The following is an 11,458-nucleotide window of genomic DNA, read 5'->3' as shown; positions in this document are numbered from 1 at the left end:
TTGCTCTTCCTTGATGGATGCCGAGATCGATGTTGAGGAGCGGTGCCGCGGCCCCGCCGGAAAGACGGCCAGATGCCCGGCGCCAGGGCCGATGTCGGCGAGCCCGTCAGGCCGAGGGCCGGCCGCGTGCTACACCGGCGCGAGCCAGGTCATTGAATGGAGCCGCGATGTCGCATTGATGACGGCTTCAGGCCGGCACGGTGCGCAACGCTGGGGACGAAGGGGGATGGACGGTGCTCGGGCTTGCAAGCGGCGCTGGGGCGCGCCAGGCGCGGGCGGAGGTTCCTGCGTTGTGGTCCATCGTTGTTTGCGCTGGGTGACAAGGTGCGTGCGGCGTGGTGGACCCGGCTTGTGGCCCGGTCGTCACCGTTCTCGTGAGAGGCCGCGCATGAGGACTGCCGATATCAACAGGCCCCGAACCAGCGGCAGGATAGGGAGAAGCGATGGGCCGGTAACCTGTCAGGATTGCGCGGTCACCGCCCCATGGCGCACGGAGACTGGCCGCAGCGCCTGCTAGAACTTTCCCTGCCTGTACGCTCGGGCAAGCGCGCGGGCACGCCCGCAAGGTCCTCTTGTCGCGGCGCGCGGGGCCCCATCGCGGCCCCGCGCTTGCGCCTCGCCTCACTCGGCCCGCACGCTCCTGAGCGTGGGGCTGAACATCGACAGCAGAGAGAAGCCAGAGAGGCACAGGCCGACGACCATGAAGAGCGTGGTGATCGACACAAACTGCGTGAACACGCCGGCCAGCAGGGCGGACACGGGTGCCACGGCGGTCATGATCAGGGTCATGATGCTGATGATGCGCCCCAGCAGCCCGCTGGGAATGCGCTGCTGGATCCATGTGAAGAGGCGCACTTCGACGAAGCCGGCGCCAGCGCCGAGCGTGAACATCAGCGCGACGCCAACCACCAGGTAGTGGTTCAGGCCCATGCCGAGCATGGCCAGGCCGGCGAAGAAATCGATCAGGCAGACGGCCAGGCCCAGCGACAGGGTCTTCTGCAGCCGCAGCCCGGACAGCAGCATGCCCAGAAGCTGCCCGAAGCCGTTCGCCGATATCAGCGCACCGAAAGCGGTGCTGTCCAGCGCCATCTGTTCCTTCACCAGGATCGGCAGACCGACCTGCACGGTGCCGCTGGCGAGGAACACCGCGATGCTCCAGTAGAGCGTCAACAGGCGCAGCAGCTTGTCCGACCACAGCCAGCGGATGCCTTCGAGGATGGACCGCACCACATGCTGGTTGCCCTGCCGTTGTTCGCTCTCCGGTTCTTGCGCCGGCGTGACCGTGAGTGCCGGGACCGTCACAGCGGCGATGAGGAAGCACAGCGCATCGACGAGAAAGGCCACGCCCAGGCCCTCGGAGGTGCTCACCAGCAGGCCCGCGAGCAGCGGGCCCACCAGGATCGAGATCTGGCTCACGCCCATCATGATGGAGTTGGCCTGGGGCAGCTGCTCCGGCTGCACGATGCGGGGCAGCATGGCCATGCGTGCAGGAATCGCGAAGGTGCCGACCAGGCCCATCAGGAAAGCGAAGACGTAGAGTCCCGCCAGCGTGAGCTTGTCGGTAATCACCAGCGTGCCGAGCAGCGCCAGCAGCAGACACCCGGTGAAGGCCGCAGCACGCAGGATGTGGCGAGGCGAATGACGATCGACCAGCGCGCCGGCAATCAGCAGAAAGGCCACGCGCGGCAGGCCGACGACGGCCAGCACCGTGCCGAGCGCGAGGCCGCTGCCGGTGAGCTTGAAGACCAGCCACGAGGTGGCGATCATGGTGAACTGGTCGCCCAGCAGCGAGCAGGAGCTGCCCAGGAGCAAGCGCAGGAAGCCCGGATGCTTGAGGATCGTCGGAGGGTTGGCGGTGGCCTCGTCGGTGGGAAGGGCGTGCGTGGTGTCTTGCATCAGGGGAACCGTGTGGTGGCAGGTGGATGAGGCAAGCTGGGCGACTCGATGAACTGCAGGTTTTGACAGTGCACCTGTGAAGCGATCGCTGCAGAGCAGGCGGGACTGCTTCGCTTCTTCGCCCGGAAGCGGCGCCATCTTCCGATGCTCCACGACATTGCGCAAGACCGGCGACAGCAGCTGCAGGGCTGGTTCAGGGAGCTGGGGGCTGGCGATGCGGTGAGCGATCTGGTACGCAGTATTGAGTCCCGAGGAAGACAAAAGCATGAAAGCAGCGGCGTCAAAGGACGAAGGCGGCGAGGCCTTCGCGCGGCTTGCGCCAGATGGGTGCCTGGCGACGTGCGAATGTCGGTCCGGCTGAATGAAGCGTGATGGCGGTATCGCCATGAACGACTTGCTGCGCCGGTGAGGCGCGCTGCTTCTGTTCTGTAGGGAGGGCCGGCTGACGACGGCCATGACGGGCCCGCGGTTCACTGGCGATGATGCGGTGGAAGATCCGTCTCACGCTCCCGGCCGCGCGGTCGTGCTGGCGCCGAACCTGCCTCGTCCGCGGTGCTTCCCGTGGCGGCAGCACCGGAGCCGGGGGCATCTGCGTTGGCGGGTGGGCCGTGCTGCGCGGCTGATCCGTGCAAGGCGCCGGCCGCTGCCAATCCTGAGCGCATCGCCAGCAAGCGCGACCTCGGTGGACATGACTGCTGCAGGCGCAGGCGTCTTGCAGGCGAGGTCGCCATCGGCGACCGATGTTCGTCGAGATGCAAGCCCGCCATCGGCACTGCTGTGCGCCCTAGCGAGTGCATCCGGCCGTAACGGGTAGGACACCTGCGTTACCCCGCCATGGGAGCCGGGCAGATGGCCAGAAGCGCGGGGCCCGTGGATGATCGGGGCGGCGACACAGCTTGGACCGGCCGCCCTCACTGCCGGGTCGCTAGCTTCCCGGTGGATGTGTGGTGCCGGCGACCAGAAGGTCGCCGTGGATCTCGCAATGGCACTCGTCATGCCAACCGTAATGCAAGTCGGTGCAAATGGAATGGCGCACACCAGAGGGGACGGAATAGCCGCTCATGGCGAGATCGGACTTCAGGCTGGCGAATACCGAACCCTGCCTTGGCCAGTTCGCCACTTCCGGCCCGGTAGCGAGTTCATTGCCTCTTGCCAGTTCCATCTTGATGATGAACAGGAGCTCGTCGCAAATTCTTGTTGAGGACATCTTGGTCTTGTTTCAATGGGCTGCCTTCATGGCGTTCCCAAAGGTCGCTCTCCAGCGGTCGGGGGGTCTCCATTCGACACCCCTGCCGCCTACCCGGGAGCATAGCAACGCCCGCGCGGCGGCACTCCTCCGCCAGCTTGGACGCTCCCCGGTGGGTCAGGCCCGCAGTGGCCCGTTGTTGCTCTTGTAGACCACTTGCAGATGCCTGAAACCCACCCGCTGCTGATCGAACATCACCCCGAGCCCTCCGACATCCAGCGGGTGGGTGTTCAGCCAAGCCACCAGTTCATCGCGTGTCTGAGCCCCACTCATCACCAGGGCGCTCATGACGGTTGAGCCGTAAAAAAATCCCTCGAACGCCGTGAGACTGTCGGGAAGACCGTCACGCCCCACCGTCAGTTGCCGATACTCCTGCGCAAGCGCCGCGGTCGCAAAACGGGGCAACGGAAAGGCCGAAACGAGGCCCAACCCGGTGGCTATGCCCGCATCAGCCTGAACGTCGGGTTGAGCGCCGAGCAGCTGCGCCATTTCGCCGACGTGCTGGGGCAGCGTGGCCAGCCCGACGCCACAAGGCGCGTGCGCAAGGCGCTCGAGCGGGTGAACGGGGACAGCGCTAAGCGATCGGCTCGGCCTTGAAGGCCGCGAGCCGTGCTGGCGGACGGGGCTGTCGTGCTCACCGGCGTCGCGGTCAGCGGGGCTGCAGTGGCTGCCACTCGGCGCGCACCCTGAAGGAGCGAGGACTGCACGCCCTTGGCCCCGGAGTGCCCATGAAGCAACCCTTGCTAACGACGGCGCTTGCCCTGACATGGCTTGCGTCACCGCGGTGGCCCCCGCTGCTGCGCGGAACCACGGCCCTACCGCGCACCCTGCGAACGTACCCGTGCACAAGGAGGCAGGCAGGATGAAGATTCGAACTGACCCTGGATGGGAAAGTGCTGGCCGCCACCCTGCTCGACAACGCGACGGCCCGCGCCCTGGGGCAATCTGGCGATCTTCTACCGTGACTTCGATTACTCGCGTGGGCTTGTGAAACTGGGCCGTACCGAAGGCGACGCCCGCCCGCTTGCCGTGCGGGGCCCGGTCAAGGTTCGGATAGAGCTGGTGGGCAACTGATAAGGGCATTGCCGGACGCGGCTATCAATCGGAAGACCGTCGCGTATCGAGTCTTGCGTGAACTGGTGGTGCTGGCAGCGAAGGGCAACTGCCTGGGGGCAGGGGCACCGGCCGGCCCCTGCGTGCCAAACGATTCCTTCACCGGCTGCGTCCCGTCTTGGCGCTGCGTCTTGTCCGATGCATGGCCCATGCGCGCAATTCCTTCCTGCCGGACGATCCAGGACAGCATTCCCGCTGTGCCGTAGGCCGTGTCGTTGACGAGGCATGGCAGCCTCTTGCCGAAGCGCTGCTCCACGCGCTCGACGATCGCCCTGGTCGGGGCCATCGCTTGCGTGCGGTTCGCTGGCGTCACTCAACGTCGACGGTAACCCGGCCTGCCAGGCCATCGAATGGTTCGGATCTTCGGGAAGGGGTCATGAAGAGCCGCAAGCGCTCGATCTTCGATCCTCCACCCGCGTCGGTTGTTAGCCGGCTGTCCGCTGTCCCGGCGCAGCGGCTCGTGCAAGAAGCTACCCGACCGCTCTCTTCGTCACACGAGCGGAGCCAGCGGCAGGAACGGGGAGGTGGATCTCATCCGCCCTTCTGCGACCACTCAGTGAAGACCGCCAGTTGAGCGGCGAAGGCACTCTGGTAGGCTGCTCGCCCTTCGCCGCGGGCAACATAGGCGGAAAGCCTGGGATAGGCGTCAAGCAAGCCCGAGGCTTTCAACCTGAGCAGCACCGACACCATCATCAGATCGCCCGCGCTGAACTCACCGTCGAGCCAGTCGGCATCGCCGAGGCGATCGGACAGCTCACCCAGCCGGACGCGAATGCGATCCTCGACGAGCGGCAGGCGCTGTTCGCACCAGCTCCTGTCAGCCTCCAGGAGCCTGGCGGTTTGAAGGTCAAGGATTGGCGGCTCCACCGTGTTGAGCGCGGCAAACATCCACGCGATCGCGCGGGCCCGCGCATGTGCATCGTCTGGCAGCAGGCCTGCATGGCGCTCAGCGATGTGGAGCACGATGGCCCCCGACTCAAACAGGACCAGGTCGCCTTCTTCATACGTCGGAATCTGCCCGAAAGGATGAAGCGCGCGATGCGCCGGCTCTTTCATCGCAGCGAAGGAAACCAGTCGAACCGCGTAAGCTTGCTTCACTTCTTCAAGGGCCCAGCGAACGCGCATGTCCCGCGCGAGTCCCCTGCCGCGATCAGGGGACCGTTCAAAAGCGGTGATGGTGGGGGTCATTGGCCGATTCCTCCTGTGCTGAATGGCTCGTTGAGGGTCTCTGACACTGACTCGACGTTCGAGGCCCCCCAAAATCGACATCGTTGAACGTCTTTCGGAGGTCGGTGTCCCGGGCGCCACCCTTCAAGCGAACCTTGCCATGACGAAACTGGACCGCCCCAGGCCAACGTTCCCGGATCGCAGGTCGCCGTGGAGATTCGGGTTTCCTCGGTGTCTGCTCCTCCAAGACGAAGCGCGGCCGCTCTCTTCGACGCAGGTGCAAGTGCTTGTCCTGAAATGTCTTCCGAGAATGTCGAATCGAGGAAGCGGGAACTTCCACGCCAGGTTGAGGTTTCAGACGCCTGTGTTCCTGCCAGCCATTGCACATCGCAGCCAGGCCGATGTCGTCCTCTGGTATCCACCCGGTCTTCGTTTCCAGGGTGCGCGAAGTTCGCCTCCCTCCCACCTCGGTGCTGATCGCAATCCTCGCACCGCGCGGGGCCGTTTCACAATCGCTCACGCATTCGTCCAGCCTAGCTTCACCGTGCGTTTACAAACCACCGGCACGATATTGGCCTCTACAACAACACGGGGACAAGAGAATGACTTTTCACCTCAGGCGGCCGCTCGGCGCTGCGCCACAGGGGCGGGGTTTGAACGCATGGTGCGCCACCATCGCTTTCGCTGTGACCTGTGCCATCGCGCCGGCCAGCCATGCCACGGACCGCGTGGTTCCCAATGACGGATCCCACAGCAAGATCAGCGACCCCGCTGCCACCGAAGAGACCCGAAGTCTCTATGGCTTCATCAAGAGCCGCACGACGAAGGTCAATTCCAGCCTGATCCTGGGCCAACACCTGGGTGGGCCCGCGGACCTGGGCGAATCGTCGCCTGCCTTCGATATGGCGACTTACCGCATCGACAGTCAGACGCCGTCTCGGCATGCCTATCCGCGCATGATCGGGGGACGCTATGACGCCAACAATGAGCAAGGCATCTACACGCTCGACAAGGCCGTCATTCAGCAGATCAATCAGCGCCTGATTGAGGTGTACAACATCTATCGCCCGGTCGTCTCGATCACGGCCACGCCCCGAAATCCGTGGGCACAGAAGCAGGGGCGTTCCTTTACCGATCTCGACGGCTCCCTGGCCTCCCTGTCGCGCAAGCACTTGGCGGGCGCACCGCTTGGATCGCCGGTCAGGAACTTCTGGGACGACGTCGACACCATCGCGGACGGCCTGCTCGCGCTCAAGACAGCTGATGGCAAGCCGATTCCCGTGGTGTTCCGCCCGTTCGCGGAGTTCAACACCGAGAAGTACTACTTCGCCCGCAAGAGCAGCGCCGAGTTCCGTGAATTGTGGAAGGAGGTGGCCGACTACTACGTGAACCAGCGGGGGCTGCACAACCTGATCTTCACCTGGGAGGCCTGGGTGTGGCACCGCAACCCCAAGTTCCAGCCGTCGCAGGTCGACATTGCACCGTGGTATCCGACGCCGTCGGTGGAGTTCCCCAACCCGTTCGTGGACGTGGTCTCGGGCGCGTTCTACTTTCAGTCGGGTGATACGGCGCTCTTCGACCTCAAGTTCACCGACCCGAGCCCGGACGCGGACGTGTTCTATGCGCTCATGAACCTCGCGATCTCGAACAACAAACCTTTCGGGGCGGCGCAGTGGGCGGTCAACTATCCGAAAAGAGAGCCTTGCTGGCGCGGCGACAACAACAACACACTGCGTTTCATGGAAAGTCTGGACGATCGGCACTACGTGCCGGCGCCTACCACCCAGCATCTGTCCTTCGTGTACTACTGGGGTGACAACCACCTGTGCATGGCGGTGCACAACCAGGATCACGGCATGGAGCTCATTGACGACCCGCGCGTGGCGACCATCACCGGCATTGACTACGTCAACACCGAAAGCGGCTGGATCGTGGAATCAGGCGCGGGCAGCGGCAAAGGCGGCAAGGTCACGCCCGGGTTGCCACTGCGGACCGGCGACGCCGCGGGCAACACACAATACAAGTCGATCCTCTCCTTCGACACGTCTGCCACCGTGCTGCCGGCCGACGCGGTACTGGCCGACGCGCCCGCCAGCCTGTTGCTGAAGAAGCAGGCCGCCGCTGGCCGTAGCCCGTTTTCCGCGCTGGGTGGCTTGTCAATCGACGCCGCACGGGTCTTCGGCGGCTCTACAGCCCTTGCCAATGACGACTTCAAGGCGCGCGGCGACGCGGCCGGCGTGGGTCTCATGAGCGACCCGGCTGGCAGCTTCAGAGGCGTGGCCTACGGCGCGGTGCCCGTCGTTCAGGTGAACCGCACGGGCCGCACACAGCTGCGCCTGGGCTTCCAGCGGGCCACGGACGGAGCGGGAGACGATACGTTCCTCGACTGGTCTGGCATCGGCACGCAGGGACCGGAGTTAATTTTGACTTACACCTTGCCAAGTCATTGACTGATCGGCCGCGGAAGGAGCGTACGTCCGCGTGCGCTCCTTCCGGAGAACAGCAGCATGAGGCTCTAGAGTTCGATCACCGAGAAGGAGTTTGAACCTCGAAGAAGCGATACACGGAGGACCAGATCATCGGGTTCCTGCGGGAAGCTGATGCGAGGACGCCAGTGAAGGAGTTGTGCCGCAAGCACGGCTTCAGCGAGCCGGGCCACCACGCCTGGAAGGCGAAGTTTGGCGGCATGAACGTGTCGGATGCCCAGCGACTGAAGGCGCTGGAGCGCAGAGAACTCCAAGCTGAAGAAGCTGCGGGCGGACTCGATGCTGGAGGGCGATGCGCTCACCGTGGCCGACGACTGCGGCGAGTAAGTGGCCCAGATTGCCGCGGACACCCCGATTTCCGCCTTGTACGTGACACACGTCCTTGACCAGATCAGGGCCGGGCGCGGGCTGCCCAAGGTCATCCGGACCGACAACGGGCCCGAGTTGCCGGGCCGGGCCATGCAGGACTGGGCGGCACGCAAAGGCGTCGAGTTGCGCTTCATCCAACCCGGTAAGCCGGTGCAGAACGCCTGCATCGAAAGCTCCAACAGGCGGTTCCGGGACGAGTGCCTGTCGCAGCGCTGGTTCGCCAGCCTGAGCCACATGCGCAGCGTCATCGACAACTCACCACAGGACTACAACCATCACCGCGGCCACATCAGCTTGCGCTACCTGCCTCCCTCTGCGTTCGCCACTTGCTGCCGCCTGCTTGCAGGCTGCAGCGGTGATCACCCATCAGTTTCGATCGAACCTTTGCAGCCTGAAGCTGAGCGCTGCTGATTCCGGGGCAGCGCAGCTGCAGATGTGGTTTGGCCGAACCTTCACACCTGGCCGACGTGATGGAGCAAGCGAGAGTGCCACTGACACCTGCCTCAGCGAGCGGCGAGCGCCACAAACTCACCGCTCAGTGACGCCGCCGCCCGGCCACCCTGCTCCAGCTGGGACACGACCTCGATGCGTGCCTTGCCTCGGCGTGCCAGGCGCTCACGGAACGCCTCCCACGCCTCAGGTGCGGGCAGCGACGCACAAGCCGTGAAGTCATCCGTGATGGGGCTGCGATACGTCATCGCATTGCGGTGGATCACGAGGTCATGGGCCACGCCCTCAGCGTGAAGGCGGGTGTGCACCAGAGACCAGCCCGCAAGGATCGCCACGGCGCAGGCACTGCCGCCGAACACGGTCTGGTGATGGTTGATGTTGGGCCGCAGTGGTGCGGAGAGGAGCACCTTGTCTTCAGCGACGGCGCAGACCGATACTTCCATGGCCTTGGCGAGCGGAATGTGAGCGTGCAGGAAACGTTCGAGTTGGAGGGGGTGCATGCGATCCTTCTTCGGCAACTTCAGGTCGCATTGCACCATTAAAGGCCGCCGGCGTTGAGCCGCGTGTAGCAAAGGCGCGTCGCCTGTCTTGACGATGTCACGTTGTCGCTGTTTTTACCCTGTCGCCAACTTTCGAACCGTTCGGTAGCAGGCATCCCGGCGAGAGGGAGCCCCGAGGACGGGCCAGGAGAGCGTGCCATGACGAAGAGCAAGTTCACCGATGAGCAGATCGCGTACGCGCTGAAGCAGGCTGAACTGGGGACCTGAGTCGATGAGGTGTGCCACAAGATGGGCATCAGCGACGCGACGTTCTATGTGTGGCGCAAGAAGTACGGTGGCGTGGGCCCATCGGAGCCGCGCCGGATGCGCCAGCTGGAGGAAGAGAACCGCAATCTCAAGCAGATCGTGGCAGACCTGATCCTGGACAAAGCGATGCTGCAGCACATCGTGGCAAAGAAGTTTGAGGCCTTCGCTGCGGCGGACATTGGTGCCCGACTTGATGCGGTGTTTCGGCTGTAGCCAGCGAAACGCGTTGCGCATGGAGAAGATGGTGGCGTCGACGTACCTGTACCGGCCGGTCAAGAAGGACGACGCGGTGCTGAAGATGCGCATCAAGGACATCACCGGGACGCGCGTGCACTACGGCTATCGACGTGTGCACGTGATGCTTCGCCCCGAAGGCCACCCCGACAACCTCAAGCGGGTGTACCAGTTGTATCGTGAGGAAGGCCTGTCGCTGAGGCTGAAGCGGCCTCGGTGCAACAAGGCGGCGAAGTTGCGGCAGCCCAAGCAGCTGGCGCACGCCATCAACGAAATCGGGAGCATGGACTTCGTCGCCGATGCGCTGTTCGATGGCCGCAAGCTGCGCATGCTGACCTTCGTCGACTTGTACACGCGGGAGTGCCTGGCGATCGAGGTCGGCCAAAGCCTCTAGCAGGCTGCTGAAATACCTCGCCGTCGGCAGCGCATCCTGGCGGAGATGCGGCACAGTGTCACCCAGCAGCTGAACCTGAATCTTGTTGCCACCTATGCGCGGTCCCGACACCTTCACCGAGAGCCTGTTCAGCGTCAAGAAGCTGGACGACTTCGTGCCGGCCACGCATCCGCTGCGGGCGATACGCGCGATGGTCAACGACGCGTTGATCCAGCTTGAAGACATGTTCGCCGACATGTATGAGGACGGCGCCAAGGGCGGGCGTCCGAGCATCGCCCCGCAGAAGCTGCTACGGGCGATGTTGCTGCAGGTGCTGTACTCGGTGCGCTCGGAGCGACTGCTGATGGAGCAAGTGCAATACAACTTGCTGTTTCGCTGGTTCATCGGCCTATCGATGGACGACAACGTGTGGGTGCCCACGGTATTCAGCAAGAACCGACAGCGCTTGATCGAGCACGATGCGGTGGTCGCGTTCTTCAACGAAGTGCTGGCGCAAGCCGAGCGCAAGAACTGGCTGTCCAAGGAACACTTCAGTGTGGACGGCACGCTGATCCAGGCGTGGGCCAGCCACTAGAGCTTTGTGCCCAAGAAGCCCGGTGACGACGACGACGCGGGCGGTGGCAGCAGCAACGATGGCAGCGACTTCCGGGGCCAGCCGCGCAGCAACGACACGCACGAATCGAAGACCGATCCAGACAGCCGCCTGTATCGCAAGGGCAAGACTGCCAGCGAGATGCGCTTCATGGGCCACACACTGATGGACAACCGGCACGGCCTGATCGTCAATGCCGTGGTCACTCAGGCAAACGGCTATGCCGAGCGCGCGGCGGCCCGGGCCATGATCAACGATGCCCGGCAGGTCAACCCTGAGGCAGAGATCACGCTGGGTGCAGAGAAGGGCTACGACGCGGCGCAGTTCATCGCCGAATTGCAGCAGCTCAAGGTCGAGCCTCATGTGGCGCAGAACAAGTCGGGGCGTCGCTCGGCGGTGCCCGATGAGATCGCCCAGACCGACGGGTACGCGTTGTCGATGCAATGCCGCAAGCGCATCGAGCAGGCCTTCGGGTGGGCCAAGACCATCGGCTCGATCCGGCAGGTGATGGTGCGCGGACTCAAGAAGGTGGACCAGTTGTTCGTGCTGAACATGGCGGCCTACAACTTGGTGCGCATGCGCTCGCTGGGACAGGTCCGTCTGCAAGGCGCCAGATGAGCAGCGCAGGTGCGCAACTCGGCCCTCCACAGGGGCGAACCAGCTTGGAAATGGCCCTTCTGACACTCCTCGCGACGGCAGCTACCG

Annotated in this window: 8 protein-coding genes and 4 pseudogenes; 6 read left to right on the top strand and 6 right to left on the bottom strand. The window is 64.3% G+C overall.

Annotation, left to right across the window (positions count from 1 at the left end):
• Positions 1-621: 621 nt before the first annotated feature.
• The 3 genes from N7L95_RS08550 to N7L95_RS08540 all read right to left on the bottom strand — a co-directional run bounded on the left by N7L95_RS08550 (position 622) and on the right by N7L95_RS08540 (position 3,631).
• Positions 622-2,283 (bottom strand): MFS transporter, encoded by a 1,662-nt coding sequence (locus tag N7L95_RS08550; protein WP_301259392.1) that lies wholly within the window; start codon positions 2,281-2,283, stop codon positions 622-624.
• Positions 2,284-2,821: 538 nt separating this feature from the next.
• Positions 2,822-3,103, bottom strand: coding sequence for a hypothetical protein (locus tag N7L95_RS08545; protein ID WP_301259391.1), 282 nt, complete (start codon positions 3,101-3,103; stop codon positions 2,822-2,824).
• 156 nt (positions 3,104-3,259) lie between these two features.
• Positions 3,260-3,631: a type 1 periplasmic-binding domain-containing protein gene (locus N7L95_RS08540; RefSeq protein ID WP_301259390.1), complete on the bottom strand. Its 372-nt coding sequence runs from the start codon at positions 3,629-3,631 to the stop codon at positions 3,260-3,262.
• A gap of 396 nt (positions 3,632-4,027) precedes the next feature.
• Here N7L95_RS08540 and N7L95_RS08535 point away from each other — a divergent pair, with 396 nt between their 5' ends.
• On the top strand, positions 4,028-4,216 hold the full coding sequence (locus tag N7L95_RS08535) for a cyclophilin-like fold protein (RefSeq protein WP_301259389.1): 189 nt from the start codon (positions 4,028-4,030) through the stop codon (positions 4,214-4,216).
• On the opposite strand, the gene N7L95_RS08530 is transcribed toward N7L95_RS08535, so the two are convergent.
• Together N7L95_RS08530 and N7L95_RS08525 are read right to left on the bottom strand one after the other, a co-directional pair.
• Positions 4,185-4,568, bottom strand: coding sequence for a hypothetical protein (locus tag N7L95_RS08530; protein WP_301260236.1), 384 nt, complete (start codon positions 4,566-4,568; stop codon positions 4,185-4,187). The genes N7L95_RS08535 and N7L95_RS08530 overlap by 32 nt on opposite strands.
• 218 nt (positions 4,569-4,786) lie before the next feature.
• Positions 4,787-5,443 carry a glutathione S-transferase family protein gene (locus N7L95_RS08525; RefSeq protein ID WP_301259388.1) on the bottom strand — a complete coding sequence of 219 codons (657 nt, stop codon included), beginning with the start codon at positions 5,441-5,443 and terminating at the stop codon, positions 4,787-4,789.
• 581 nt (positions 5,444-6,024) lie between these two features.
• Between N7L95_RS08525 and N7L95_RS08520 the strand changes: the two genes are divergently transcribed.
• Positions 6,025-7,872, top strand: coding sequence for a glycosyl hydrolase (locus N7L95_RS08520; protein WP_301259387.1), 1,848 nt, complete (start codon positions 6,025-6,027; stop codon positions 7,870-7,872).
• Between the two features lie 125 nt (positions 7,873-7,997).
• Positions 7,998-8,688: pseudogene (locus tag N7L95_RS08515) on the top strand (integrase core domain-containing protein).
• A gap of 92 nt (positions 8,689-8,780) precedes the next feature.
• Here N7L95_RS08515 and N7L95_RS08510 read toward each other — a convergent pair.
• Positions 8,781-9,227: a YiiD C-terminal domain-containing protein gene (locus tag N7L95_RS08510; RefSeq protein WP_301259386.1), complete on the bottom strand. Its 447-nt coding sequence runs from the start codon at positions 9,225-9,227 to the stop codon at positions 8,781-8,783.
• Between the two features lie 198 nt (positions 9,228-9,425).
• On the opposite strand from N7L95_RS08510, the pseudogene N7L95_RS29745 reads away from it, so the two are divergent.
• From N7L95_RS29745 to N7L95_RS08500, 3 pseudogenes are all read left to right on the top strand, one after another.
• Positions 9,426-9,757 (top strand): annotated as a pseudogene (locus N7L95_RS29745) (transposase); the annotation flags it as partial.
• A 65-nt stretch (positions 9,758-9,822) separates the two neighbouring features.
• Positions 9,823-10,158: pseudogene (locus N7L95_RS29740) on the top strand (IS3 family transposase); the annotation flags it as partial.
• A 97-nt stretch (positions 10,159-10,255) separates the two neighbouring features.
• Positions 10,256-11,371 (top strand): annotated as a pseudogene (locus tag N7L95_RS08500) (IS5 family transposase).
• Positions 11,372-11,458: the final 87 nt, after the last annotated feature.

This window comes from Eleftheria terrae, from assembly GCF_030419005.1.
Lineage (GTDB): Bacteria > Pseudomonadota > Gammaproteobacteria > Burkholderiales > Burkholderiaceae_C > Caldimonas > Caldimonas terrae.
The sequence above is the reverse complement of the archived record's forward strand: the minus strand, read 5'-3'. Positions and strand labels throughout refer to the sequence as shown.

Excerpts from the sequence above, each read along its gene's own strand:
- N7L95_RS08550 (WP_301259392.1), bottom strand. The coding sequence starts at position 2,283 with ATGGCGATACCGCCATCACGCTTCATTCAGCCGGACCGACATTCGCAC.
- N7L95_RS08545 (WP_301259391.1), bottom strand. The coding sequence starts at position 3,103 with ATGTCCTCAACAAGAATTTGCGACGAGCTCCTGTTCATCATCAAGATG.
- N7L95_RS08540 (WP_301259390.1), bottom strand. The coding sequence starts at position 3,631 with ATGGCGCAGCTGCTCGGCGCTCAACCCGACGTTCAGGCTGATGCGGGC.
- N7L95_RS08535 (WP_301259389.1), top strand. The coding sequence starts at position 4,028 with ATGGGAAAGTGCTGGCCGCCACCCTGCTCGACAACGCGACGGCCCGCG.
- N7L95_RS08525 (WP_301259388.1), bottom strand. The coding sequence starts at position 5,443 with ATGACCCCCACCATCACCGCTTTTGAACGGTCCCCTGATCGCGGCAGG.
- N7L95_RS08520 (WP_301259387.1), top strand. The coding sequence starts at position 6,025 with ATGACTTTTCACCTCAGGCGGCCGCTCGGCGCTGCGCCACAGGGGCGG.
- N7L95_RS08510 (WP_301259386.1), bottom strand. The coding sequence starts at position 9,227 with ATGCACCCCCTCCAACTCGAACGTTTCCTGCACGCTCACATTCCGCTC.